Source organism: Streptomyces sp. NPDC042002 (assembly GCF_055588305.1).
In genome coordinates this window covers 39,749-65,014 of sequence record NZ_JBVJCT010000022.1, presented here as the reverse complement: position 1 = coordinate 65,014, position 25,266 = coordinate 39,749, and the positions used below count along the sequence as shown (strand labels likewise).

Genomic DNA, 25,266 nt, shown 5'->3' with positions numbered 1-25,266 from the left:
CCTCCGGCTCCCCTGGTCCGGTCGAATCGGTCAGATCACCCTCAATCCTCCCACCGGAGGGGCGACACCACCCACCGCGCGATCAGCGCGAACACCTGCTCCGCACCCGCGCACCTCGCGCGCCCCGCGTGGTCGCCCCTACCGGGGGCCGTACTTCACTGGGGCCCGTACTTCCGCCCGGTCTTCGACGTGATTCCGCCCAGCAGCGCCCGCGGGGTCACCTTCACCACGCCCATCAGCACCTTGTAGCGCGGATCCGGGACCGACAGGGTTCTTCCGCGCGCGAGATCGGCGAGCGCGGCCGAGACCAGCTTGTCGGCGTCGAGCCACATCCAGTTCGGAATGTTGTCCGTGCCCATGCCGGCCCGCTCGTGGAACTCGGTGCGCACGAAACCGGGAGCCAGCGCCATCAACCGCACGCCGCTGCCCGCGAGATCCTTCGCCGCGCCCTGCGTGAACTGCACGACCCACGCCTTCGACGCCCCGTACGTACCCCGTGGCACGAACGCGGCGACCGACGCGACGTTGACGACGCCGCCCCGGCCGCGCTCCCGCATGGCCTCGGCCGCCGCAGACGTCAGCCGGAGCACCGCCTCGCAGTGCACCTTGAGCATCTTCAGCTCGTCCGCCATCGACACGTCCAGATAGCGGCCCTTGTTGCCGAAGCCGGCGTTGTTGACCAGCAGGTCGACCGGGTTCTTGCGGTCGGAGAGACGGGCGGCCACCGTTTCGATGCCCTCGTCCGTCGCCAGGTCGGCCGTGAGCACCTCCGCCTCGATGCCGTGCCGGTCGTGCAGCTCGGTCGCCTGCTCCCGCAGCCGCTTCGTGTCCCGCGCCACCAGCACGAGGTTGTGCCCGTCCGCCGCCAGCCGCCGCGCGAAGGCGGCACCGATCCCCGCGGTCGATCCCGTAATCAGAGCCGTTGTCATGGCTGAAGGTTAGTGACCGGCCGGGACCCCCGCCGCCCGGTCCCGCCCAACGCCCGGCCGCGCTCCACGCCTCCTCCGGACCACGGCCACACCTCCTCCGCACCCCGGCCCCCAAGGGGACGTGCGCCCGCACGGACACCCGGGGGTCATCGCTCGGGCTGTTCCTGTCCGCCGAACTTCGCCACGTACTCCCGCGCCGTCGCCCGCCACTCCGCGTGCAGTGCGTCGCCCGCCGCCAACAGCCTGGGCAGCAGCTCCCGTTCGGTCGTCGAGGCGCGGAACTGGACGGCTACGGTGACATCGTGGCCGGGTCGGTGCACGATCTCGATCGGGTCCCCGGAGCGGATCCCGCCGGACTCGATCACCCGCAGATACGCGCCGGGTGCGCCCCGCCGCGTGAACCGCTTCACCCAGCCCTTCTCGCCGAGGTGCTCCTGGAAGGTGCGGCAGGGGACGCGCCCGGAGGTGACCTCCAGGACGACATCGGAACCTATCCGCCAGCGCTCGCCGATCAGCGCGCCGGACACGTCGAGCCCCAGCGTCGTGAGGTTCTCGCCGAACACGCCGTTCGGCAGCGTCCGGCCGAGCTCGCGCTCCCAGCCGTCGAGGTCCTCGCGCGCGACCGCGTACACGGCCTGGTCGTCACCGCCGTGATGCCGCAAGTGGCACACCGCGTCCCCGGCGAGCCCGCTCCCGCCGACCCCCTTGGGTCCCGGCGCCGTCACGCGCACCGGTCCGTCGACCGGTCGCTTGTCGATGCCGGTCACGCCCTCCGGCTGGTCCGTGTACTCGACGGCCCGCGCCCGGCCCAGGTTCAGCGACAGAAGCCTCATGCCGCCAAGCTAGGCGATACAGCCCAAAGCGTCGATGCGATATTCGCCGCCGAACCCAAGATTCGCTTATGCTCGAACGGTGATCGAGGCTCGTCATCTCCGTGTCCTGCGCGCCGTCGCCACCACCGGATCCTTCTCGGCGGCGGGCCGCGAGCTGGGCTGCACCCAGCCCGCCGTCAGCCAGCAGATGAAGGCCCTGGAGTCGTCGGTCGGCACCCCCTTGCTCGTCCGGACGGGGCGCGAGATGCGCCTCACCCAGGCGGGTGAGGCCCTGGTCAAGCACGCGACGAGCATCCTGGCCGGACTCACGGCCGCCGAGGAGGAGGTCGCCGCGATCGCCGGTCTGCGCGCGGGCCGCGTGCGGCTGGTCTCGTTCCCCAGCGGCAGTTCCACCCTCGTTCCCACGGCCCTCGCCGCGCTGCGCGCCGCCCACCCCGGCACCCGTGTCTCCCTGGAGGAGGCCGAACCGCCCGAGTCCGTCGAGAAGCTCCGGGCCGGCGACTGCGACATCGCGCTCGCGTTCCGCTACGAGGGCGCTCCGGGCGTGGAGGAGTGGGACGACCTCGTCGTACGGCCCCTGCTGATGGACCGTCTCGTCGGCCTGGTGCCCGAGCGGCATCCGCTGGCGCGGGCGGAGTCCGTCGCGATCGGCGAGTTCGCCGGTGAGTCGTGGATCGCCGGCTGCCCGCGCTGCCGCGGCCAGCTCGTCGAGGTCTGCCGCGAAGCCGGTTTCGAGCCCCGTATCGACTTCGCCACCGACGACTACCCGGCGGTGGTCGGGCTCGTGGGCGCGGGACTCGGCGTGGCCGTCCTGCCGGAGCTCGCGATCGAGTCCGTACGTCCGAAGGGGGCGCGCACCGTGACGGTGGAGCCCGCGGTGCGCCGCGAGATCGTCGCCCTCACCCTCCCGGACCTCGCGGAGGTGCCGGCGGTGGCCGCGACGCTGGACCGGCTGGCACGGGCGGCGGCCCGCTAGGGGCCTCCCCGCACGCACAGCCCTGCATGCCGCAGCCCCATCTATGTACGCCCTGCACGTACGTACGTACAGCCCTGCACGCGCGCTTTAGGCGCCTGCCTCGTACGCGCCTGCCTCATACGCATCTGCCTCGCGCATCTGCCTGTACGCACCTGCCCGTAAGCGCCTGCCGTTGCACCTTCAGGGCGGAAACGTTCCTTCAGCTGTTCGAAGCGGCGGCGTTTCCGGTGGCCGATGCCGAGACCAGTCGGTTGCGTGCCCGCCCCATGAGCTCTTCGCGCTCGTCCTCGGTCAGTCCGCCCCATACGCCGTACGGTTCGCGCACCGCCAGCGCGTGTGCCGCGCACTCCGCGCGCACCGGGCATCTCATGCAGACCTCTTTGGCCGAGTTCTCACGAGCGCTCCGTGCCGCACCACGCTCGCCCTCCGGGTGGAAGAAGAGCGAGCTGTCGACCCCGCGGCAGGCCGCGAGGAGCTGCCAGTCCCAGAGGTCCGCGTTCGGACCGGGAAGGCGGGAGAAATCTGCCATTGCGTGTCCCCTTGTTGCCGTTCTGGGCTGCTCTGTGCCCACCGACCGTACATCTACGATCTAAGGAGATGAAAATATGACTCATTGCGAATCTAGCCTCAGACACCAGCAAATGGGAAGAAAACAGGCTAAATGGGGCATGGGTTGTGATGAAACGTTGAGGGTCGGCGCGCATGTCTGCACCGTGTCCGTGCCCTCACGTACAGTGCCGATGACGGCCGACTGCCCCGTAACTCTTTCGAGTGACCATCGTTGAGATGGCTGAGGCGGTTGAAGGAACAAGCGCTCGGGTAGGCGGTCAGATCCGCCTGCGAGTGTCGACCGCACAGGTGACGATTCGTAACAGCCTGGAGGCTCAAGGTGACGCGCATCAGCTGCGGAGGACGGTCATGACATCCGTCCTCGTCTGCGACGACTCCCCGCTTGCCCGAGAGGCGCTCCGCCGTGCGGTCGCGACCGTGCCCGGTGTCGAGCGCGTGACGACGGCGGCCAACGGCGAGGAAGTCCTCCGCCGCTGGGGAGCCGACCGTTCGGATTTGATTCTGATGGACGTACGTATGCCCGGACTGGGCGGCGTCGAGACGGTCAGGCGGCTGCTGTCCGCCGACCCCGGTGCGCGCATCATCATGCTCACCGTGGCCGAGGATCTGGACGGTGTGGCACTCGCCGTCGCCGCCGGCGCCCGCGGCTATCTGCACAAGGACGCCTCACGGGCGGAGCTGCGCGCCACCGTGACCCAGGCGCTCGCCGACCCGACCTGGCGGCTCGCGCCGCGCAGACTGCGTTCGGCGGAGATGGGCGCAGCGCCCACGCTCACCGCGCGTGAGATCCAGGTACTCGAAGGAATGAGCCACGGCCGCTCGAACGCGGAGATCGGCCGTGAGCTTTTTCTCTCCGAGGACACGGTCAAGACCCACGCCCGGCGGCTCTTCAAGAAGCTCGGCGCCTCGGACCGGGCGCACGCGGTCGCGCTCGGATTCCGGTGGGGCCTGGTCCGCTAGGTGAGCCGTCTCAAGGGTATGACGGTAGTAGCCCCTGCCCGCCGGACGGCGGGTGGGGCCGGGCCCTCGGAGAGAGCCTCTTCGGTGCCCGATCCCCGTTTCCCGGCGGATGCCGCATCCTTGAGGTGTGGAGTTCCTTGGGGACAAGTCGGTCGAGCGGAAGGGGAGGGCGCAGGAGATGAGTTCCGGCGCACCTGCTCATAACGCTTCGGTGCACAACTACGGACGCGGTGCCACGGACAGGACGACGCCAAGGCACCATGGACCGATGCGTGAAGACGAGACGACGGGGATCGGTGCGCTCGTCCATCGCGCGGTCGACGGTGACGAACAGGCCACACACGACCTGCTCGCCCACGTACACCCGCTCGCGCTGCGTTACTGCCGCGCCCGTCTGTCCCGGCTTCCGGGGGACGCGCGGCACTTCGTGGAGGACCTGGCGCAGGAGGTCTGTGTCGCGGTGCTCCTGGCGCTGCCGCGCTACAAGGACACCGGGCGCCCCTTCGAGGCGTTTGTCTTCGCGATCGCCGCGCACAAGGTCGCCGACCTCCAGCGCGCCGCGATGCGCCATCCGGGGTCCACGGCCGTCCCGTCCGACGAGATGCCGGAGCGGCCCGACGACTCCCTGGGTCCCGAGGAGCGCGCGCTGCTCAGCAGTGACGCCGAATGGGCCAAGAAACTCATGGCCAACCTGCCCGAGAACCAGCGGGAGCTGCTCCTTCTGCGCATCGCGGTGGGCCTCACGGCCGAGGAGACGGGCCAGATGCTGGGAATGTCACCGGGCGCCGTCCGGGTGGCCCAGCACCGGGCGCTGAGCCGGCTGCGGGCACTGGCGGAGCAGTAGGAACGCGGTCCGGTCGCGGCGACGCGACCGGGGTGGCATGTTCCGGCCGGTGCCGATCGGATCCCGTTGGAACGACACGTTCCGGTGACGTCGACCGATGTCTCGGACGCTGCCTCGACCGATGTCAGGCCGGGCGGCGCGGTCTCGCGTGCCGCCACGCCGAATCCGTTTCCCTCCGCAAATTGCAGGCAAAAGGTGACGGACCCCGAAGGCGCCGGACCGGCTCTCCCGGGACGGACGGCGCGCTGCCCTCCGGCACGCACGCGGGGGTCCCGGCCGGCAGGGACCCGCCCAGGCAGGGTGGTCCCGACCGGGGCCTCGGCGCCTTCCCCGGACACGGGTCCGGCCTTCTCCGGGCACGGGTCTGAACGGGGATGACCTGCGACCCGTACGAACATACGAAGCCGAAGCCCACCCTCAACCGTGGAATGAGAGAGCCATGCTTCCCGTTAGCATGGACATCCGCACCGATCAAGGCCATTTGGGGAAGGTGTCATGACTGCCAACGTCGACGGAGTGCCCGCCAAGTTCGCGACGCTCGGGCTGACCTACGACGACGTGCTGCTGCTGCCGGGCTCGTCGGACATGGCGCCCGACCAGATCGACACCGCCTCGCACATCTCGAAGAACGTCCGGGTCAACATCCCGCTGCTGTCCGCCGCCATGGACAAGGTCACCGAGTCGCGCATGGCGATCGCGATGGCCCGTCAGGGTGGTGTCGGTGTTCTGCACCGCAACCTGTCCATCGAGGACCAGGCCAACCAGGTCGACCTGGTGAAGCGCTCCGAGTCCGGCATGGTGACCGACCCGATCACCGTGCACCCGGACGCCACGCTCGGCGAGGCCGACGCGATCTGCGCCAAGTTCCGCATCTCCGGTGTCCCGGTCACCGACGGCGGCGGCAAGCTGCTCGGCATCGTCACCAACCGCGACATGGCCTTCGAGACCGACCGCTCGCGCCAGGTGCGCGAGGTCATGACGCCGATGCCGCTGGTCACCGGCAAGGTCGGCATCTCGGGCAACGACGCGATGCAGCTGCTGCGCCGCCACAAGATCGAGAAGCTCCCGCTGGTCGACGACACGGGCGTCCTCAAGGGCCTCATCACGGTCAAGGACTTCGTCAAGGCCGAGAAGTACCCGATGGCCGCGAAGGACGCCGAGGGGCGTCTGCTGGTCGGCGCTGCCGTCGGCGTGGCGGGCGACGCCTTCGAGCGCGCCCAGGCCCTGATCGAGGCGGGCGTCGACTTCATCGTCGTCGACACCGCGCACGGTCACTCCCGGCTGGTCGGCGACATGGTCGCCAAGATCAAGTCGAACTCCTCGGGCGTCGACGTCATCGGCGGCAACATCGCCACCCGTGACGGCGCGCAGGCGCTCATCGACGCCGGCGTCGACGGCATCAAGGTCGGTGTCGGCCCCGGCTCCATCTGCACCACCCGCGTCGTCGCCGGCATCGGCGTCCCGCAGGTCACGGCCATCTACGAAGCGTCGCTCGCCGCCAAGGCGGCCGGCGTCCCGGTCATCGGCGACGGCGGCCTCCAGTACTCCGGCGACATCGCCAAGGCCCTGGTCGCGGGCGCCGACACGGTGATGCTCGGCTCGCTGCTCGCGGGCTGCGAGGAGTCCCCGGGCGAGCTGCTCTTCATCAACGGCAAGCAGTTCAAGTCGTACCGCGGCATGGGCTCCCTGGGTGCCATGCAGTCCCGTGGCGAGCAGCGCTCCTTCTCCAAGGACCGCTACTTCCAGGAGGGCGTCGCCTCCGACGAGAAGCTCGTCCCCGAGGGCATCGAGGGCCAGGTGCCCTACCGTGGCCCGCTCTCCGCGGTCGTCCACCAGCTGGTCGGCGGTCTGCGCCAGTCGATGTTCTACGTCGGCGGCCGTACCGTCCCCGAGCTCCAGGACCGCGGCCGGTTCGTCCGGATCACCTCGGCGGGTCTCAAGGAGAGCCACCCGCACGACATCCAGATGACGGTCGAGGCACCGAACTACAGCCGCCTCAAGTAGTCACCCGTACACGTGAACGGGCTCTCGCGCACGCGTGAAGCCCACGACAAGGGCGGTCCCGGAGGTTCAGGGGCCGCCCTTGTCGTGGGCGTCGGGGATACTGGGAGGCGCAGAAGCGAAGAGGGAAAGGCCACAACGTGACTGAGATCGAGATCGGGCGCGGCAAGCGCGGCCGCCGGGCGTACGCCTTCGACGACATCGCCGTCGTCCCGAGCCGCCGTACGCGGGACCCGAAGGAGGTCTCGATCGCCTGGCAGATCGACGCGTACCGCTTCGAGCTGCCCTTCCTGGCCGCTCCGATGGACTCGGTCGTCTCCCCGGCCACCGCGATCCGCATCGGCGAGCTGGGCGGTCTGGGCGTCCTGAACCTGGAAGGCCTCTGGACGCGGTACGACGACCCGCAGCCGCTGCTGGACGAGATCGCCGGGCTGGACTCGGAGACCGCGACCCGCCGCCTCCAGGAGATCTACGCGGCTCCCATCAAGGAGGAGCTGATCGGGCAGCGCATCAAGGAGGTGCGCGACTCCGGAGTCGTCACCGCCGCCGCCCTGTCCCCGCAGCGCACGGCGCAGTTCTCCAAGGCCGTCGTCGACGCGGGCGTGGACATCTTCGTCATCCGCGGTACGACGGTGTCGGCCGAGCACGTCTCCGGTGCCGCCGAACCGCTGAACCTGAAGCAGTTCATCTACGAGCTCGACGTCCCGGTGATCGTCGGCGGCTGCGCCACGTACACCGCGGCCCTTCACCTGATGCGCACCGGCGCGGCCGGTGTCCTCGTCGGTTTCGGCGGCGGCGCCGCGCACACCACGCGCAACGTGCTGGGCATCCAGGTCCCGATGGCCACCGCCGTCGCGGACGTCGCCGCGGCCCGCCGCGACTACATGGACGAGTCCGGCGGCCGGTACGTGCACGTCATCGCCGACGGCGGGGTGGGCTGGTCCGGCGACCTCCCCAAGGCCATCGCCTGCGGCGCCGACTCCGTGATGATGGGCTCCCCGCTCGCGCGCGCCACCGACGCGCCCGGCCGTGGACACCACTGGGGCATGGAGGCGGTGAACGAGGAGCTGCCGCGCGGCAAGAAGGTCGACCTCGGCACCGTCGGCACCATCGAGGAGATCCTCACCGGTCCGTCGCACATCCCGGACGGCTCGATGAACATCTTCGGCGCACTCCGCCGGGCCATGGCCACCACCGGCTACAGCGAGCTCAAGGAGTTCCAGCGCGTCGAGGTGACGGTCGCGGACTCCCAGCACAAGCGCTAGCCGTACGCCTGTACGTCCCCGTACCGGCTTTACGTCTGTACATGCGAAGGGCCCGTCCACGAGTGGTGGACGGGCCCTTCGCATGTGAGGTCCTCCGGTCAGCCGCCCGTCAGCAGCTCGGCGACGCCCGCGAGGACCAGCACGACGCCGCAGAGGCCGACGACCGCCCCGACCGCCCGGAAGCCGAAGGCGGTGACCCAGTTGACCGGTGGTGTGAAGTCGCCGGTGGTGGCGGCGCGCAGGTCGTGGCCGCGCTGCTGGGAGGCCTCCATCGCGGTGGCGGCGCCCCGGACGTTGAACGCGACCCAGCCGCCGCTCACCGCGGCCGAGAGGCCGAGCAGCATCAGGAACAGGAAGACGGGCATCCTCAGAGACCTGCCTTGCGGGTGCCCTGGAACGCCACGTACGCCGCGATGGCGAAGAAGACGAAGGTCAGGGGGTCGGCGTTGTCCTTCCACGCCTGCTGGACCACGTCGAAGTGGTCGAAGAAGACGGTGGAGAAGCTGAGGCCGACCTGCTTTGCGCCGATCATGGCCTCGCCGATCAGCTGGCCGAGGTAGATCGCGGCGACGGACACGATCACGCTGACCACCGGCAGGGTCTGGTTGCGGCCGCCGACTCGGCCCGCGGCGATGCCGACGAGGAAGCCGACACCGACGGCGGCGTAGCCGATCTCGTGCTTGGTGAGGCCGATGATCAGGCCGTACAGGACCGCGGAGACCACGCCGGCGCCGAGGGCGGCGACGGTACCGAGCGCGAAGTTGCCGCGCGCCGGGGCGGCCGGGGCGACGGGCGCGACCGGGAAGCCCGGCTGGGGCGCGCCCTGCGGGACGGTCTGCTGCGCGACACCCGGCTGCGGGACGGGCGGCTGCGGGACGGGCGGCTGGTCGGCCGGCGCGGCGGCAGCGTCGGGCGCGGGCGCGTCCGCGTACGGGTTGGCGTCGACCGGTGGACCGGACGGCGGCGTCGACTGGCTCATGTGGTTCCCCCCAGGGATGCGGGCGCACTGTCGGTGTGCGCGTGGAGTGTCGCCGCACACCTGTCGGCGCCCGGGGCATGGGCGCACATGTGTGCGAGAGCTGCCGCAGATTAGCAGGGGGGAGTGACAACGGGTCAGGGATTTCCTCCGGCTCAGAGCCGCTGTGCCGCCCCCGTCGGGGTCGCCCCCCTCGTGTCCAGGAGGAGTTGGGCCTTCACGGACAGTCCTTGCAGGTCGTAGGTGCGGTGCTGCTGGAGCAGGATCGTCAGGTCGGCGTCGGCCGCGGCCTCGTAGAGGGAGTCCGCGCGCGGTACGGGCCGCCCGAGGACGCTCCAGGCCGGGACGTGCGGGTCGTGATAGCTGACGGACGCGCCGAGTTCCATCAGGCGTACGGCGATCTCGTGGGCGGGGGCGCCCTGTTGGTCGGCGATGTCCGCCTTGTAGGTGACGCCGAGCAGGAGCACGCGCGCGGCACGGGCGGACTTCCCGTGCTCGTTGAGCAGCGCGGCGGCGCGCTGGATGACGTACTGGGGCATGTGGTTGTTGACCTGCTGGGCCAGTTCGACCATCCGCAGCGGGCGCCCCGAGGGGCCGCCGAGGTCCTGGGCGATCCCGTGCCCGCCGACTCCCGGTCCTGGCCGGAACGCCTGGAAGCCGAACGGCTTGGTCTCCGCGCAGCGGATGACGTCCCACAGGTCGACGCCCAGGTCGTGGCAGAGCACGGCCATCTCGTTGACGAGCGCGATGTTGACGTGCCGGAAGTTGGTCTCCAGGACCTGCACGGTCTCCGCCTCGCGGGGGCCGCGCGCGCGGACGACCTTGTCGGTGAGCCGTCCGTAGAAGGCGGCGGCCGACTCGGTGCAGGCGGGGGTGAGGCCGCCGATGACCTTCGGTGTTCCGGCGGGGGTGATTTCGCGGTTGCCGGGATCGACCCGGCTGGGCGAGTAGGCGAGGTGGAAATCTCGCCCCGCGCGCAGTCCGGAGCCGGTTTCGAGGAGCGGGCGGAGGAAGCCCTCGGTGGTGCCGGGGCGCACGGGCGATTCCAGGATCACCGTGGTGTGCGGGCGCAGCCGTGCGGCCAGGGTGCGGGCCGCCGCCTCCACCTGGCCGAGGTCCAGGGTGCCGTCCGCGCCCCGTGGGGTCGGGGCGCAGATGACGGCGGTGCGTACACGGCCCAGCTCGGCCGGGTTGGTGGCCGGCCGGAAGCCCCCCGAGAGCATCCGGCGCAGTTCTGCGGGGGTGAGGGAGCCGCCCTCCGGCCCTGTTTTGTAGCCGAGGGTGGAGATGCCGGCGGCGACGGCGGCCTGGGCCAGGGGCAGGCCGAGATGACCGAGTCCGATGACGGCGAGGTCTGCGGGCATGGAGTGGGCCGTCCTTCCCAGTAACCGATGCGGGACAGGTGCGCAAGCCCTGTGGACAGGATGGGCGAGAGCAATGTCAGACTAGGAGTAAATATGACCGATTTGCGGGATTGATCGATCAAGATTCCGTACGCGTCGCCGAGAGTTGTCCACAGGCTGCGGATGGACGGTGGCCGATGAGGGGCAAGGCGGTCAGACTTTGGGCAGGGGGGATGTGAGCCGGGCGTAGCCGGACAGGTGCGGCCAGCGCGACCAACAGCGGGAGGCAGCGGTGAGGACAGCGACACTGGGGCCGGCGGAGCGCGCCGAGTCACTTGCGGGAATGGCCGAGCGTGAGCTGGACGTGCTGGTCGTGGGCGCGGGCGTGGTCGGCGCGGGCACCGCGCTGGACGCCGTGACACGCGGCCTGTCCACCGGCCTGGTCGAGGCGCGTGACTGGGCGTCGGGCACGTCGAGCAGATCCAGCAAGCTGATCCACGGCGGCCTGCGCTATCTGGAGATGCTCGACTTCACACTCGTCCGCGAGGCGCTGAAGGAGCGCGGCCTGCTCCTCGAACGGCTGGCACCGCACCTGGTGAAGCCCGTCCCGTTCCTCTACCCCCTCCAGCACAAGGGCTGGGAGCGGCTGTACGCGGGTTCCGGCGTGGCACTGTACGACGCCATGTCGATGGCGCGCGGCCACGGCCGCGGCCTGCCCGGCCACCGGCATCTGAGCCGCCGCCACGCCCTGCGCGTCGCTCCGGCCCTGAAGAAGGACGCCCTGATCGGCGCCCTGCAGTACTACGACGCCCAGATGGACGACGCCCGCTATGTGGCGACGCTGGTGCGCACGGCGGCCTCGTACGGCGCGAAGGTCGCCAACCGCGCGCGGGTCACCGGCTTCCTGCGCGAGGGCGAGCGGGTGGTCGGGGCCAGGGTGCGTGACGTCGAGGGCGGCGGCGAGTACGAGGTCCGCGCCAAGCAGGTCGTCAACGCCACGGGCGTGTGGACGGACGACACCCAGGCCATGGTCGGCGAGCGGGGCCAGTTCCACGTCCGGGCGTCCAAGGGCATCCATCTGGTCGTACCGAAGGACCGGATCAACTCCTCGACGGGCCTGATCCTGCGCACCGAGAAGTCCGTGCTGTTCGTGATCCCATGGGGCCGTCACTGGATCATCGGCACCACCGACACCGACTGGGACCTGGACAAGTCCCACCCGGCGGCGTCCAGCGCGGACATCGACTATCTGCTGGAGCACGTGAACTCGGTGCTCTCCGTGCCGCTCTCCCGCGACGACGTCGAAGGGGTGTACGCGGGACTCCGGCCGCTGCTGGCCGGAGAGTCGGACGCCACCAGCAAGCTGTCGCGCGAGCACACCGTGGCCCACCCGGTGCCCGGACTCGTGGTCGTGGCCGGCGGCAAGTACACGACCTACCGGGTGATGGCCAAGGACGCCGTGGACGAGGCGGTGCACGGCCTCGACCAGCGCGTCGCCGAGTGCGTCACCGAGGACATCCCGCTGCTCGGCGCCGAGGGCTACCGGGCGCTGTGGAACGCGCGAGCGCGGATCGCGGCGCGCACCGGCCTCCATGTGGTGCGTGTGGAGCACCTGTTGAACCGGTACGGGGCGATGGCCGAGGAACTCCTCGACCTCATCGTGGGGGACCCTTCCCTCGGGGAGCCCCTGCCGGCCGCCGAGGACTACCTCCGGGCCGAGATCGTCTACGCCGCCTCGCACGAGGGCGCCCGTCACCTGGACGACGTCCTGACCCGGCGCACCCGCATCTCCATCGAGACCTTCGACCGGGGCACCCGCAGTGCCCGTGAGGCCGCCGAGCTGATGGCACCGGTCCTCGGCTGGGACAAGGACCAGATCGAGCGCGAGGTGGAGCACTACGAGAAGCGGGTCGAGGCCGAGCGGGAGTCCCAGCGCCAGCCGGACGACCTCACGGCGGACGCGGCTCGCCTGGGGGCGCCGGACATCGTGCCGTTCTGACCGCCGGTTCCCGCCCATATCACTCGAACGGGTGCCGTGAGCTGGGATCTCTGCTCGCGGCCCGGCCGTTCTACGGGGTGCGGGGACAGAACTCGGCGGCGAGCAGGGCCGGTTCGAGCGTCGAGTGCGTGACCCCGTCCGTGTTCACCGGCTCACCCGCCGCGCCGGCCACGTGTGGGTCGAGCTCGGTGACATCGGAGCCGTCCGCGGCGTACGCGCGGCCGTGCGGCGCGGGAGGCGAAGCCCGGTCACCCGGGGACGAAGTACAGGTCAGGCGAAGGGGAGTGATGATGCGGCACCCGGCCCCTGTGGCGTGAGAGCGGTCGGTGACCTGCTCGACGGCCACGCCGAGTACCCCGTAGTCGGTGTTCGAGCAGGCGAAGCGGCCGCGGCCGGCCGGGGGATGGTCATGAGGCACGTTCCTGTGCCCGGGACCGGGGCGCGGGCCGAGCCGGCGGCCGGGTGCGGCGGATGTGCGGAAGTCCGGATACGGGGTAGTCGATGGGTCAGGAACGCCGGTTGCGAGGCGGCCGGCGTGTGCGGGGTGCGACAGGCGGTGAGCGGTCCGTGGCCGAAGGCCGGCCCCGGGCGTCTCACTGGCTGAGCTGTTGCGGTTCCAGGGGGCCCCTGGGCGTTGGGCACTTGTCGGGTGAGGGACAATGGAGGCTCTGTCAGGGCGGGTTGCATGAGGGGACGCATGTCGGAGGCGGAGCGGGCGGGAGCATCCCGTCAGGACAAGAGCGAACGTCTCCTCGCCGGGCGGTACCGGCTGGGGGATGTTCTCGGCCGCGGTGGCATGGGCACGGTGTGGCGCGCCGAGGACGAGACCCTGGGCCGTACGGTCGCCGTGAAGGAGCTGCGGTTCCCGTCGGCCATCGACGAGGACGAGAAGCGCCGGCTGATCACGCGCACCCTGCGGGAGGCCAAGGCCATCGCGCGGATCCGCAACAACGGCGCGGTGACGGTCTTCGACGTGGTCGACGAGGACAACCGGCCCTGGATCGTGATGGAGCTCATCGAGGGCAAGTCCCTCGCCGAGGCCATCCGCGAGGACGGACTGCTCACGCCGAAGCGCGCCGCCGAGGTTGGCCTGGCCATCCTCGACGTGCTGCGCTCGGCGCACCGTGAGGGCATCCTGCACCGGGACGTGAAGCCGTCGAACGTGCTGATGTCCGACGACGGCCGGGTCGTGCTCACCGACTTCGGCATCGCGCAGGTGGAGGGCGACCCGTCCATCACCTCGACCGGCATGCTCGTCGGCGCGCCCTCCTACATCTCGCCGGAGCGGGCGCGCGGCCACAAGCCCGGACCCGCGGCCGACCTGTGGTCGCTGGGCGGTCTGCTGTACGCGTCGGTGGAGGGCGTGCCTCCGTACGACAAGGGCTCCGCTATCGCGACGCTCACCGCGGTGATGACCGAGCCGGTCGAACAGCCGAAGAACGCGGGCCCGCTGGAGAACGTGATCTACGGTCTGCTCGCCAAGGATCCCGAGCAGCGGCTCGACGACGCGGGTGCGCGGGCGATGCTCAACGAGGTGCTGCGCGCGCCCGAGCCCGAGCCCGAGCAGAGCGTGCCGGAGCCGCTGGACGCGACGAAGGTCGTGACCATGCCGCCGTTGCCGGAGGAACCGGGGCGGCGGGGTGCGGGGGGCTTCGGTTCCGGCGCCAAGAAGGGCGAGGAACCCGCGGAGCGGCTGCGCGGGGCCATGCGCTCGGTACGCAAGGCCGCGACCGCGGCCGGGGCCGCCACGGCGGCTGCCACCTCGGCGGCGACGGCCCGCGCCAAGACGGTCGGCGGCACGGACACCTCCGGGGCGGAGGGGGCGGCGGGAGCGGCCTCCCCGCGCACGGGTGCGGGGTCCGGCGGGGCTGCCGGCGGCACCTCGGTGTCGGCGGGTTCGGCGGGTTCGTCGGTGTCCGGCGCGCCGTCCGTGCCGGGGCAGGCGGGCAGTCGTGACGGTACGTCGGTGAACTCCAGTTCGGCCGGGCTCGCCGGCTCGGCGGGCGCCGCCGGTACGCGCGGCGGCTCGGGGTCCGGGTGGCCGGTGGCCCCCGAGCGCCCGGCGCGGCCGGTGCCGAAGGCCTCGCTGACGGATGTCGTGCCGCTGCGGACACTGGTGATCCTCGCGGTGGTCCTGGCACTGGTCGTGCTCGGCACGGTGCTGGCCCTCACTCTGGGTGGCGGGGACGGCAACGGCTCCAAGGGCGGCAAGAGCAACGGCGGCAAGGCGACCGCTTCCAGCGCGGCGACGTCCGGAAGCGGGAAGGGCGGCGGCGACAGCAAGGGCGGCGACGACTCCTCGCGCACCGACAGCGACGACAAGTCGGGCTCCGACTCCGGTTCCGGGGACGGGAACACGAACTCCTCTTCGGGCACGGACGCGAGCGCGAGCACGTCGGCCGGTTCGAGCGGTGACGGCAAGGACTCGGGCTCGGGTTCCGGCGCCGTGACCACGTACAGGAGCGGCCAGGGCTTCTCGATCGGGCTGCCGAAGGGGTGGACGTACAAGTCCCAGGACGCCGCGGGAGCCCGGTTCGTGGGCCCCGACGGGCAGAAGCTCCTCGTCGCCTGGACGTCGACGCCCAAGAACGACCCGGTCGCGGACTGGGAGAACCAGGAGCGCTACATGACGCGCTCCCAGTACTCGAAGGTGGGCATAGAGAAGGTGGACTACCGCGGCTGGAACACGGCCGACTGGGAGTTCACCTATGTGGACGGCGGCACCAAGTACCGGTCGATCGACCGCGGTTTCGTTGTGAACGCGCATCAGGGGTACGCGTTGATGTACACGGCGAAGGCGTCCGCGTGGGACAGCGATCTGCGCAAGAGCACGTGGAAGACGCTGACCGAGACGTTCCAGCCGAAGTCGTGACGTACCGCTCGCCGAGGTGACGTTCCGCCACGAAGGGGAGCCCGAGATCTCGCATCACCGCTCTGCGGGTTGCCCCGGGCACGTATCGTGAGTGGTTGCGGACCGAACGAAGCCACAACGGAACGCACGGCGAACGGAATTGACCAACCGGTCGGCTGGGGGAAGCATCGTGGACGACTACGCGGGACGGGTACTCGCCGACCGCTACCGCCTGCCTCTGCCGCCGTCCGACGAGTACGAACTCGCCGAGAGCCGGGCCTTCGACACCTACAGTGGCCAGGAAGTCCTGGTACGGCAGGTGCCGTTGCCGGAAGTCGTCGAGGCCGAGGTGCTCGACGCGGACGGACTGCCCGACGGGTTCGTGGCCCGGGACGGCGGGGTGCGGCGGGCGTCCGCCCGGACCACCCGCCGGCCCACCGAACCGGCGGTCCGGCGTGCGATCGAGGCCGCGCAGGCCGCCGCGCAGATCCCCGACCATCCCCGGCTCGACCAGGTCTTCGACGTGTTCGCCGAGGGCGGGTCGCTGTGGATAGTCAGCGAGTTGGTGCCCGCGAGGCCGCTGGCCGCACTGCTCGCCGAGAAGCCGCTCAGCCCCTACCGGGCGGCCGAGGTGGCCGCCGACGTGCTGACCGCGCTGCGGGTCCTGCACGCGCACGGATGGGTGCACCGGAACATCACCGTGCGCACGGTGCTCGTCTGCGACGACGGCCGCGTCCTGCTCACCGGGCTGGCGGCCGGGGCGGCCGAGGAGGCGCTGTGCGGGTACGACCCGGTGCCGGCGCCGGAGGGCGACTTCAGGACTGAGCCCGGGTCCGGGTCCGGGCCCGGCTCCCGCGCCGGACAGCCGGGGAACGCCGGTCCGGCCGGGGCGGGCGCTTCCCGGGGTGCCGCCGGAGGCGGGCCGGGTGCCGCGGGCGGGCGGGGTCCCGCCGGTGGTGTCGGATTCGGCGGTGCCGCGCGCGGTGTCGCCGTGGCGGCCACGAGCGGCGCCGATGCCGAAGCGGCCCGGCGGGCGGCGATCGAGGCTCGCGCGGAGCAGGGGACACCGGTTCCGGGGACGCCCACGGCGGGCCGGGGCCCGCGCGCGCTCGAAGCGGGCGGTCCGGCGGGGCCGGGCCATCCCTCGGGAGCGGCCGGGCCGGCCGACGGACCCGAGGCGAGCGGGGGAGCGGAGGACGCCGGGGACGACATCCGTGCCGCGCGCGCCGGAGCCATCGCCGCGTACCGCGCCGGAGCGCGCGCCGCCGCCCGCGTACAGGGGGAGCAGCGGGGCGACCCGCTCGCCCTTCCGGCCCCCCGGCCCTCGGCACCCGGTGAGCAGGGCGAGCAGACCGGCCAGGACAGCCGCTACGGCGGTTCCCCGCACCCCCCGCAGACCCAGGCCTACTCCCCGCCGCAGTTGCCCGGCCAAGGCGGGCAGCAGCGTCCGCACACCGCGCCTCCGGGCCAGATAGCCGACCCGTACGGGGTCGGCGGCAGCAGCGGGTACGAGGCTCCCCCGCGCCCGGCCGGTGCCGTCGGCGGGGACAACGGTCAAGGGCGCCCCACGCTCCCCTCGGGATCGGGGTCGGGGTCGGGGTCGGGGTCGGGATCAGGATGGGGAGCAGGATCGGGAACGGGCGGCAGGCCGGCCCCGGGTGTCACGGGGTACGACAACCCCGCGCTGGCGCCCGGCCAGGGGTCCTACCCCGCGGGGCACGGCGGCCGTCCAGGCGTCCCGGCCCCCGGACAGCCCCTCGACAACGAACGGGTTCCGGACAACGGCCGTTTCTCCGGCGGCTTCCAGGCTTCCGGGCACACCCAAGTACCCGGACATCCAGGCGGGTTCACGGATTCCGGCCACGCCCGTGTGCCCGGCGCCTCCCCGGCCCCCGGCCACACCCGGGTCCCCGGCACCCCGCAGGGCCCCGTCCCCGTCCCGCACAACCCCGAGCACCGCGGCGGCGGTTGGGGTGAGCTGGTCGTCGGGACGCCACCGCGCCGAGGGCCGGCCACCGCGCTCGCGGCGGAGCGGGCACGGCAGGCAAGGATGGCCGTGGTCGGGCCGGTCACCGAGCGCTGGGCGCCCGAGCAGGCCGGACCGGTGCACGAGAACTGGCAGTTGGCCGCCCCGATCGGACCCGCGACCGACCTGTGGGCGCTGGGCGCGCTGCTCTTCCGCGCCGTGCAGGGCCACGCTCCGTACCCGGAGGAGAACACCGCCGAGCTGGTGCAACTGGTGTGCGCGGAGCCGCCCGCCTTCGCCGAGGAGTGCGGGCCGCTGCGGCCCGTCGTCGAGTCACTGCTGCGCCAGGACCCCACCGAGCGGCTCGACTTCGAGGAACTGCGCGGCTGGCTGCGGTCCCTGGTGCGGTCCGCGCCGGAACCCGAGGCCGGTGCGCATGTCGTGCCCGTGCCGCCCGTCGACCCGAGCCGGCTGCCGATCGTACGGCGCCGGGGCGAGCTCGTCCGCAGGCGCCGCGCGGGGCTGCCCGCGACCAGCCCGCACGCACGCCACAAGCGGGCCAGGGAGGAGAGTTCGGCGGGACCCCGCCGACTGGGCCGCAACCTGCTCCTGCTGGTCCTGCTCCTGCTGGCCGCGGCGGTCGCCTACGCCGTGGTCTTCATGCCCAAGTCGGACCGGAGCGGCACCGGTGACGGGCGGACCGGCGCCGCCGGACAGGCCGACCCGGCCCCCGGCACCGGCGGCGACGCGACGGCGAGCAGTCAGCCCCGCCCCGACCAGACCGCGCCGGACTCCGGCAAGAGCCCATCGAGCAAGTCCAGTTCGACGTCCTCGCACACCACCGGCGACCCGAACGTCGCCCAGGGGTTCACACTCCGCAAGGACCCCGAGGGATTCCAGGTCGCCGTGGCGAGCGGCTGGACCCGTTCACCGAGGAACGGCAGCGGCCAGGTCGTCTACTCCCAGGGGGACTTCGAGCTCATCGTCGTACCCGGACGGGACAGCACCGCCACGTACGGCAGTGACCCGATGACCTACCAGCGGGAGAGCGAGAAGGAGTTGCAGCCCTTCCGCGACTCGACCTGGGCCACCTCGAGCGGCATGCGGCGGATCGACGTGGGCGGCAAGGTGATGGCTGAGGGCCAGTTCACCTGGCAGGACTCCGCGGGGCGTTCGCTCTATGTGCGCAACCTCGCGATCCTCGTCGGCGGGCACTACCACGTGGTGCAGGTGCGCGGCCCGGACGCCGAGCGCGACGAGGTGACACGGCTGTACGAGCAGGCGTCGTCGACCTATCAAGTCACCGGCTGAACAAGCATTTTAGGCCCTGGACGCCGCGTTTCGGCAGGCGAGGGCACCTGAACGCCAAACGGTTCCCTTCCGTACTAGGAAGGGACAACCGTCACAGTGCGGTCTCCGTACGACCCCGCTTGTTCCCAGGGTGGGCACCGCTCTTTAGTCTGACCCTGTCAAGACCATTGCGGGGAAACGTGAATCAGATGCAGGGCCTGCTCCTCGCGGGCCGCTACCGGCTTGTCGACTCGATCGGCAGCGGTGGCATGGGCCGGGTTTGGCGCGCCCATGACGAGGTGCTGCACCGCGCGGTCGCGGTCAAGGAGCTGACCGCCGCGCTGTACGTCGCCGAGAGCGACCTGGCACGGCTGCTCGCCCGGACCCACGCCGAGGCGCGGGCCGCGGCTCGGATCAACCACTCGGCCGTCGTCACCGTCCACGACGTGCTGGATCACGACAACCGGCCGTGGATCGTCATGGAGCTGGTCGAGGGCAACTCACTGGCCGACGAGGTCAAGGAGCAGGGGCGTCTCGAACCGGCCGAGGCGGCGCGGATCGGACTGTGGGTGCTGCGCGCCCTGCGCGCCGCGCACGCGGCCGGCGTGCTGCACCGGGACGTGAAGCCGGGCAACGTCCTGCTGTCCTCCGACCGGCGGGTGCTGCTCACCGACTTCGGGATCGCGCAGGTCGAGGGTGATACGACCATCACGCGCACCGGCGAGATCGTCGGTTCCGTCGACTACCTCGCGCCCGAGCGGGTGCGCGGCCACGACCCCGGTCCGGCCGCCGACCTGTGGGCCCTCGGGGCCACGCTGTACACGGCGGTGGAGGGGCGGTCGCCGTTCCGGCGCACGTCGGCCCTGTCGACCATGCAGGCCGTGGTCGAGGAGAAACCCGCCGAGCCGGTCAACGCGGGTGTGCTGGGGCCCGTCCTCGCCGCGCTGCTGCGCAAGGATCCGGCCGAGCGGCCCGACGCGGCGCAGGCCGAGCAGATGCTCGCCGAGGCGGCGGCGGGACGACTGTCGAGTGCGACGCAGGCGTATGCGCCGACGGGGCAGGCGGGGTACTACACCACGGAGACCGGCACCGGTACCCGCGTGCAGACGGCCGCCGCTACGCCGTATCCCCCGGTGACGATCGGGTCCGTGCCCGCGCCGTCGAAACGGCACCGCCTGCGTACGTTCGCCCTGGTCGTCGCCCTCGCGGCGATCATCGGCGGGGGCGCCGCGGTCGCGCTCCAGCATTTCGGCACAGGCAGCCGCGGCGGCTCGGCCTCCGCTTCGTCGACTCCGAAGGTCAGCGCCCCGCCGAGCGGCGAGGGCGGTCAGGGGGCGGTTCCCGCCGGTTGGGAGCGGCACAAGGACCCGGTGGGCTTCAGCATCTCCCTGCCTAAGGGGTGGAAGCGGTCCGTCTCCATCGACCAGGACGGCCTCCGGCAGATCGACTACTCGCCCGACAAGGGCAAGCACCTGGTGCGGGTCGCCGTCGACACCGCGCCGGACTTCAGCAGCTCGTACGATCACATGAGTGCCCTGGAGCGCGTGGTTTCCCGGCGGCTGCTGGACTACAAGCAGCTGACCTTCAAGAAGGAGCTTTTCCGCGACCAGCCGGGTGTCCGCTGGGAGTACACGTGGAACGCGCTGGCCAAGGACGCGCCGCACTACTTCCCGGGGCCCTACCATGCGATCGACGTCGGGTACATGGAGGGCGACGGCACCGAGTACGCCCTCTACTCGGCCTCGCCGGCCGACGACTGGGCCACCACCAGTAAGCAGTTCGACTGGATCCTGAGGGGCTTCCAGGAGGGTTGATCCGAGGAGAACAGAAGGTTCCGCTGTCGCTGTTGTCGCTTGGGCCCGTCCTCAACTCGGCGTCCCCGGCGCCGACTTCGGTCGAGGCGCGCCGGTGGACGTCACCAACGGGCTTCTCAGGCATAGTCCGTGCAAGAACGGACTACCGTACTCCCTTCAAAGACCGCCACCTGCGCGCCGACGTAGTCGAGAGCATCGCCGGAGGGCGACGCGTACGTGCTGAAGGAAGCGGTCGATCCGTCTCCGTCGTATTCGGAATGCCAGCCCCACTCCCTTACCCATCCGGTGCCGGCGTCTATGGAAACGAGTTGAATGGCCACATGGTGACCATCGGCAGCGGTGTCCTTGACCCAACCGCTGATGTCCACATGGTGGGCTGTCCAGTTGGTGAACGTGAGACTCCCCGAGGCGCCAGTCACCGAGCACGAGGCTCCGCCACTCGCCGCGCTGGCATCGGTCACTGTGGCCGTGGCGAATATGGCCACCGCCGCGACGCTCGTGACGGAAAGGCGCGTCAATGTGTTTCTCATGAGGAAAAGGTAAGGCTTCCATGATTCACAGGACAGCATGATTCCGGCCGCCCGTTTTACCCTGCGTGGTGGATATCGCCTGGCGATTTTCCATGCCTTGTATCTTTTTCGGAACAGGCTGCGGCCGAAAATGGTCACCTCCGGCCACCCTGTCCGCCCTGGCCACGCAGCGTCGAGGCGCCGTTCCGTCGCGGTGGCCTGGTCGATTCCGTCCAGCAGGGTACGTGCCGAGGCCTGAATTTCCTGGAGTGTGCCGCTGTCTGTCCCGGGGCGGCGGCATACTGGCCGGTCGCAGCCACGGAAGGCGTCCGTCCGGTGGGGCATGATGAGACCCATGGGGACCGAGGGGGAGAACGTCCGTGTGATCGCGGGGCGTTACCGGCTGGAGGCCAGAATCGGCCGGGGTGGCATGGGCGTCGTCTGGCGTGCCACCGACCAGCTGCTCGGCCGCCGCGTCGCCGTGAAGGAACTGGTCCTCGACGACTCACTCTCCGCCGAGGAGACCCGCCTCCAGCGTGACCGTACCCTGCGCGAGGCGCGGGCCGTGGCGCAACTGCACCACCCGCACATCATCGTCGTCCACGATGTCGTCGAGGACGGCGAACGCCCCTACATCGTCATGGAGCTGATCGACGGCGGCTCGCTCGCCGAACGGATCTCCGCGAACGGGCCGGTCGACGCGCGCGAGGCCGCCCGCATCGGCATCGACCTGCTCGGAGCGCTGCGCCGCGCACACGAAGCGGGTGTCCTGCACCGCGACCTCAAGCCCGCCAACGTCCTCGTCGAAGCGGGCACCGACCGCGTCGTGCTCACCGACTTCGGGATCGCCCAGGTCGCGGGCGCCACGACGCTCACGGAGACCGGCGCCTTCGTCGGCTCGCCCGAGTACACCGCGCCCGAACGGATGGCCGGGGCACGGACCGGCCCGGAGTCCGACCTGTGGTCGCTCGGCGCGCTGCTGTGCACGGTGCTGAGCGGAGCGTCGCCGTTCCGCCGCGACTCGCTCGGCGGCATCTTCCACGCGGTCGTCGTCGACGAGATCCGTCCGCCCGCCCAGGCCGCGCCGCTTCTGCCCGTCGTACGAGGGCTGCTGGAGCGCGATCCGGAGCGGCGGCTCGACGCGGCGGAGGCGGAGCGGATGCTGCGCGCCTTCCGGGACACCGGCCGTACACCGCGGCTGTCGGCCACGTACACGCCCACGCGGCGGGACAACCCCCTGCACAGACCCGCGCCCCAGCCGTCGCCGGGCCGTCCCGCCGACGCGGCGGACCAGCCGCCCAGGCAGTCCACGCGCAGTCTGCTCGTCGCCGCGGCGCTGGTCGCCGCGATGGCCGGGGCGGGCGTGTCGGCGGCCGCGCTGCTGATGCACGGCGGCGGTGGGGACGGCAAGCCGGTCTCGTCGAGTTCGCCGGGCACGTCACGCACACCGAGTTCCTCGTCCGCGTCCCGGACGCCGGGTACGTCGTCCCCGGCGTCCGGCACGCTCTCGGCCCCGCCCGCGAGCGCCGACCCCACCGTGACGGTGACCCGGCGCCAGACATCGGCCTCCACCTCGCGCACGGCGCCCTCGGGCTACCGCACCGCGTCGGATCCGAACGGCTTCTCGCTCGCCGTGCCGGACGGCTTCACGCGGGATCCTCAGGGGGAGCGGATCTTCTACATGTCACCAGGTGAAACCTTCCGCATCGGCATCAAGGTGGCCGACCCCGAGACGGGCGGTCCGCTCGGCGTGATGCACCGGGCGGACGCCGACGGGCCGGCCAACAACCCCGGTTACCACGACGGCACGGTCGCCCGGACGGTCCACGACGGACACCCCTCAGCGCTCTGGGAGTTCACCTGGAACGGCTTCACCACGGCGGAGGGCGCGCGGCACACCTACGACCTGTGCTGGGAGGAAGGCGGCCGGATGTACGACGTCTGGGTCTCCGCGCCGGTGGGCCGGGTCACGGAGGCGAAGGAGTACTTCGACGTGGCGGTGGATACGTTCGTGGCCCCGTGAAGTTCGTAGCCCCGTGCCCCCCGCTGACCGGACTGTGACCGGAGAAACGATCCCCCGGTGATCGTCGGATCGACAACACCCTGATCAGCGTATTTGCTGCCAGTGATCACTGGCGCTGTGTGAGTACTCCGTGAAAGGCCATTACCGACGGGTACCCAAAGGGCGCGAGCGGGCATACCCTGCGGCTCATGACGGACTCGCAGGCCGCGGAGCAGGCCACGGAAGACACCGGTACCGATGAGACGGCCGGTACCGACGCGGCGGTCGGCGTGACCGCGCCGACCGCGACGGACCTGACGGCCGCCGCCGACGCGACGATCACCGCCGACGTGGATGACGAGGCCGGGACGAACGCGGGTACGGACGAAACGCCCGCCGCCGTGGGAACGGCCACCGCAGTGGAGACGCCCGCCGCCGCCGAAACGGCCGGTTCGGACGAGGCCGCCGAGGCCTTGGTCGCCGACAGCACCGCGGGTGTGGACGGAGCCGGTACCCCCGGGGCCATCGGCACCAACCCCCTCGCTCCCGCCCCGGCCGGCGCCCGTACCGCCGCCGACGTGGTCACCCCCGAGCTCGTCGCGCAGCTCACCAAGGGTGTGGCCGGGTCCGGGCGGACCGCGAACCACACGCCGTTCACCGGCGAGAAGCTGGCCGACGTGCCCGAGTCCACCCCGGAGGACGTCGAGAAGGCCTTCGAGCGGGCCCGCGTCGCCCAGGTCGCCTGGGCGGCCACCCCCGTACGGCAGCGCGCCGCCGTCCTGCTCCGCTTCCACGACCTCGTGCTCGCCCGGCAGGCCGAGGTGCTGGACCTCATCCAGCTGGAGACAGGCAAGGCCCGGCTGCACGCCCACGAGGAGGTCCAGGCCGTCGTGGTCGCCGCCCGGCACTACGGACGCAAGGCACCCTCGTACCTGCGTCCCAAGCGGCACGCCGGCGCGGTCCCGACCCTCACCAAGGTCACCGAACTGCGCCACCCGCGCGGTGTCGTCGGGCAGATCGCGCCCTGGAACTACCCGCTGGAGCTGTCGGTCGGCGACGCGCTGCCCGCCTTCGTCGCGGGCAACGCGGTCGTCATGAAGCCCGACACCGAGACCTGCCTCACCGCCCTGTGGGCGCGTGACCTGCTCATCGAGGCCGGGCTGCCCGCCGAGATCTTCCAGGTCGTCATCGGGGACGGGCCGGTCGTCGGACCGGAGGTCGTCAAGCACGCCGACTACGTCTCCTTCACCGGGTCGACCCGGACCGGCCGCGAGGTCGCCCAGGGCGCGGCCGCCCGTCTCGTCGGCGTCTCCCTCGAACTCGGCGGCAAGAACGCCATGGTGGTCCTGGAGGACGCAGACCTGGACAAGGCCGCCGCGGGCGCCGTCCGCGCCTGCTTCTCCTCCGCCGGTCAACTCTGCATCTCCATCGAGCGGTTGTACGTCCACGAGTCGATCGCCGACGCCTTCGCGGAGCGGTTCGCCGCCCGGACCCGGGCCATGCGGCTCGGCACGTCCCTGGCGTACGGGGCCGACATGGGATCGCTGGTCGGCGAACGGCAGTTGGAGACCGTGACGCGGCACGTCGAGGAAGCCGTCGCCAAGGGGGCCACGGTCGTCGCCGGCGGTGTCGCCCGGCCCGACATCGGCCCGTACTTCTACGAGCCCACCATCCTCGACGGAGTGGAGGCCCCGATGGCCGTCTGCGCCGAGGAGACCTTCGGCCCCGTCGTCTCCCTCTACCGGTTCAAGACCGAGGACGAGGTCGTCGAACTCGCCAACTCCACCTCGTACGGCCTCAATTCGTCCGTCTGGACCAAGGACGGGCGGCGTGGTCGCGCGGTCGCGGCCCGGCTGCGGACCGGCACGGTGAACGTCAACGAGGGGTACGCGCCCGCGTACGGCAGCGTCCAGTCGCCCATGGGCGGCATGAAGGACTCCGGCCTCGGCCGCCGGCACGGCTCCGAGGGCATCCTCAAGTACACCGAGGCGCAGACCGTCGCCCATCAGCGGCTGCTGCCGATGGCGCCGTCGCTCGGCATGGACGACGAGAAGTACGCGGCGTTCATGAGCCGGAGCCTGAAGCTCATGAAGGTGTTCCGGCTGCGCTAGCCCACGGCCCCTCACGGGCCCTCGGCA

General features: G+C 71.5%; 18 protein-coding genes and 1 pseudogene. 11 read left to right on the top strand and 8 right to left on the bottom strand.

What is annotated here, in order from left to right:
- Nucleotides 1-155: 155 nt before the first annotated feature.
- Together ACZ6KY_RS27305 and ACZ6KY_RS27300 are read right to left on the bottom strand one after the other, a co-directional pair.
- A complete protein-coding gene (locus ACZ6KY_RS27305) occupies nt 156-929 on the bottom strand; it encodes an SDR family NAD(P)-dependent oxidoreductase (RefSeq protein ID WP_469312929.1) in 774 nt (257 codons plus the stop codon).
- A 146-nt stretch (nt 930-1,075) separates the two neighbouring features.
- Entirely contained in the window at nt 1,076-1,762 is a 687-nt protein-coding gene (locus tag ACZ6KY_RS27300; RefSeq protein WP_469312928.1) for an MOSC domain-containing protein, read from the bottom strand.
- Between the two features lie 79 nt (nt 1,763-1,841).
- On the opposite strand from ACZ6KY_RS27300, the gene ACZ6KY_RS27295 reads away from it, so the two are divergent.
- Nucleotides 1,842-2,738: a LysR family transcriptional regulator gene (locus tag ACZ6KY_RS27295; protein WP_469312927.1), complete on the top strand. Its 897-nt coding sequence runs from the start codon at nt 1,842-1,844 to the stop codon at nt 2,736-2,738.
- 199 nt (nt 2,739-2,937) lie between these two features.
- Here the strand turns inward: ACZ6KY_RS27295 and ACZ6KY_RS27290 are convergent, their stop codons facing one another.
- The gene (locus tag ACZ6KY_RS27290) at nt 2,938-3,267 is read right to left on the bottom strand and encodes a WhiB family transcriptional regulator (RefSeq protein ID WP_469312926.1); all 330 of its coding nucleotides are present in this window, start codon (nt 3,265-3,267) and stop codon (nt 2,938-2,940) included.
- Nucleotides 3,268-3,656: 389 nt separating this feature from the next.
- Between ACZ6KY_RS27290 and ACZ6KY_RS27285 the strand changes: the two genes are divergently transcribed.
- The 4 genes from ACZ6KY_RS27285 (at nt 3,657) to ACZ6KY_RS27270 (ending at nt 8,378) form a co-directional block, all read left to right on the top strand.
- On the top strand, nt 3,657-4,268 hold the full coding sequence (locus ACZ6KY_RS27285; protein ID WP_003948568.1) for a response regulator transcription factor: 612 nt from the start codon (nt 3,657-3,659) through the stop codon (nt 4,266-4,268).
- Nucleotides 4,269-4,536: 268 nt separating this feature from the next.
- Nucleotides 4,537-5,112, top strand: a complete 576-nt coding sequence (locus ACZ6KY_RS27280; protein ID WP_315903658.1) for a sigma-70 family RNA polymerase sigma factor — start codon at nt 4,537-4,539, stop codon at nt 5,110-5,112.
- Nucleotides 5,113-5,607: 495 nt separating this feature from the next.
- Nucleotides 5,608-7,116, top strand: coding sequence for an IMP dehydrogenase (gene guaB / locus ACZ6KY_RS27275; protein ID WP_469312925.1), 1,509 nt, complete (start codon nt 5,608-5,610; stop codon nt 7,114-7,116).
- A gap of 137 nt (nt 7,117-7,253) precedes the next feature.
- Entirely contained in the window at nt 7,254-8,378 is a 1,125-nt protein-coding gene (locus ACZ6KY_RS27270) for a GuaB3 family IMP dehydrogenase-related protein (RefSeq protein WP_328553915.1), read from the top strand.
- A 98-nt stretch (nt 8,379-8,476) separates the two neighbouring features.
- Here the strand turns inward: ACZ6KY_RS27270 and ACZ6KY_RS27265 are convergent, their stop codons facing one another.
- The 3 genes from ACZ6KY_RS27265 to ACZ6KY_RS27255 form a co-directional block, all read right to left on the bottom strand.
- A complete protein-coding gene (locus ACZ6KY_RS27265) occupies nt 8,477-8,743 on the bottom strand; it encodes a hypothetical protein (RefSeq protein ID WP_469312924.1) in 267 nt (88 codons plus the stop codon).
- Between the two features lie 2 nt (nt 8,744-8,745).
- The gene (locus tag ACZ6KY_RS27260) at nt 8,746-9,357 is read right to left on the bottom strand and encodes a hypothetical protein (RefSeq protein ID WP_469312923.1); all 612 of its coding nucleotides are present in this window, start codon (nt 9,355-9,357) and stop codon (nt 8,746-8,748) included.
- A 152-nt stretch (nt 9,358-9,509) separates the two neighbouring features.
- Nucleotides 9,510-10,718 carry a nucleotide sugar dehydrogenase gene (locus ACZ6KY_RS27255; RefSeq protein WP_469312922.1) on the bottom strand — a complete coding sequence of 403 codons (1,209 nt, stop codon included), beginning with the start codon at nt 10,716-10,718 and terminating at the stop codon, nt 9,510-9,512.
- Between the two features lie 271 nt (nt 10,719-10,989).
- Between ACZ6KY_RS27255 and ACZ6KY_RS27250 the strand changes: the two genes are divergently transcribed.
- Nucleotides 10,990-12,696, top strand: a complete 1,707-nt coding sequence (locus ACZ6KY_RS27250; RefSeq protein WP_469312921.1) for a glycerol-3-phosphate dehydrogenase/oxidase — start codon at nt 10,990-10,992, stop codon at nt 12,694-12,696.
- Nucleotides 12,697-12,766: 70 nt separating this feature from the next.
- Here the strand turns inward: ACZ6KY_RS27250 and ACZ6KY_RS27245 are convergent.
- A pseudogene (locus ACZ6KY_RS27245) lies at nt 12,767-13,102 on the bottom strand (hypothetical protein); the annotation flags it as partial.
- Nucleotides 13,103-13,393: 291 nt separating this feature from the next.
- On the opposite strand from ACZ6KY_RS27245, the gene ACZ6KY_RS27240 reads away from it, so the two are divergent.
- From ACZ6KY_RS27240 to ACZ6KY_RS27230, 3 genes are all read left to right on the top strand, one after another.
- On the top strand, nt 13,394-15,568 hold the full coding sequence (locus tag ACZ6KY_RS27240; protein ID WP_469312979.1) for a serine/threonine-protein kinase: 2,175 nt from the start codon (nt 13,394-13,396) through the stop codon (nt 15,566-15,568).
- Between the two features lie 169 nt (nt 15,569-15,737).
- Nucleotides 15,738-18,824, top strand: a complete 3,087-nt coding sequence (locus ACZ6KY_RS27235) for a protein kinase (protein WP_469312920.1) — start codon at nt 15,738-15,740, stop codon at nt 18,822-18,824.
- Between the two features lie 188 nt (nt 18,825-19,012).
- The gene (locus ACZ6KY_RS27230) at nt 19,013-20,617 is read left to right on the top strand and encodes a serine/threonine-protein kinase (protein ID WP_469312978.1); all 1,605 of its coding nucleotides are present in this window, start codon (nt 19,013-19,015) and stop codon (nt 20,615-20,617) included.
- A 116-nt stretch (nt 20,618-20,733) separates the two neighbouring features.
- Here ACZ6KY_RS27230 and ACZ6KY_RS27225 read toward each other — a convergent pair whose 3' ends face one another.
- On the bottom strand, nt 20,734-21,285 hold the full coding sequence (locus ACZ6KY_RS27225; RefSeq protein WP_469312919.1) for a hypothetical protein: 552 nt from the start codon (nt 21,283-21,285) through the stop codon (nt 20,734-20,736).
- A gap of 196 nt (nt 21,286-21,481) precedes the next feature.
- On the opposite strand from ACZ6KY_RS27225, the gene ACZ6KY_RS27220 reads away from it, so the two are divergent.
- A complete protein-coding gene (locus ACZ6KY_RS27220; RefSeq protein ID WP_469312918.1) occupies nt 21,482-23,149 on the top strand; it encodes a serine/threonine-protein kinase in 1,668 nt (555 codons plus the stop codon).
- Between the two features lie 188 nt (nt 23,150-23,337).
- Nucleotides 23,338-25,239: a succinic semialdehyde dehydrogenase gene (locus ACZ6KY_RS27215; protein WP_469312917.1), complete on the top strand. Its 1,902-nt coding sequence runs from the start codon at nt 23,338-23,340 to the stop codon at nt 25,237-25,239.
- The last annotated feature ends 27 nt before the right edge of the window (nt 25,240-25,266 follow it).

Coding starts and splice junctions, on each gene's coding strand:
- ACZ6KY_RS27280 (WP_315903658.1), top strand. CDS start 4,537: ATGCGTGAAGACGAGACGACGGGGATCGGTGCGCTCGTCCATCGCGCG.
- ACZ6KY_RS27255 (WP_469312922.1), bottom strand. CDS start 10,718: ATGCCCGCAGACCTCGCCGTCATCGGACTCGGTCATCTCGGCCTGCCC.
- ACZ6KY_RS27260 (WP_469312923.1), bottom strand. CDS start 9,357: ATGAGCCAGTCGACGCCGCCGTCCGGTCCACCGGTCGACGCCAACCCG.
- ACZ6KY_RS27215 (WP_469312917.1), top strand. CDS start 23,338: ATGACGGACTCGCAGGCCGCGGAGCAGGCCACGGAAGACACCGGTACC.
- ACZ6KY_RS27290 (WP_469312926.1), bottom strand. CDS start 3,267: ATGGCAGATTTCTCCCGCCTTCCCGGTCCGAACGCGGACCTCTGGGAC.
- ACZ6KY_RS27240 (WP_469312979.1), top strand. CDS start 13,394: ATGTCGGAGGCGGAGCGGGCGGGAGCATCCCGTCAGGACAAGAGCGAA.
- ACZ6KY_RS27285 (WP_003948568.1), top strand. CDS start 3,657: ATGACATCCGTCCTCGTCTGCGACGACTCCCCGCTTGCCCGAGAGGCG.
- guaB (WP_469312925.1), top strand. CDS start 5,608: ATGACTGCCAACGTCGACGGAGTGCCCGCCAAGTTCGCGACGCTCGGG.
- ACZ6KY_RS27305 (WP_469312929.1), bottom strand. CDS start 929: ATGACAACGGCTCTGATTACGGGATCGACCGCGGGGATCGGTGCCGCC.
- ACZ6KY_RS27300 (WP_469312928.1), bottom strand. CDS start 1,762: ATGAGGCTTCTGTCGCTGAACCTGGGCCGGGCGCGGGCCGTCGAGTAC.
- ACZ6KY_RS27230 (WP_469312978.1), top strand. CDS start 19,013: ATGCAGGGCCTGCTCCTCGCGGGCCGCTACCGGCTTGTCGACTCGATC.
- ACZ6KY_RS27265 (WP_469312924.1), bottom strand. CDS start 8,743: ATGCCCGTCTTCCTGTTCCTGATGCTGCTCGGCCTCTCGGCCGCGGTG.
- ACZ6KY_RS27220 (WP_469312918.1), top strand. CDS start 21,482: ATGGGGACCGAGGGGGAGAACGTCCGTGTGATCGCGGGGCGTTACCGG.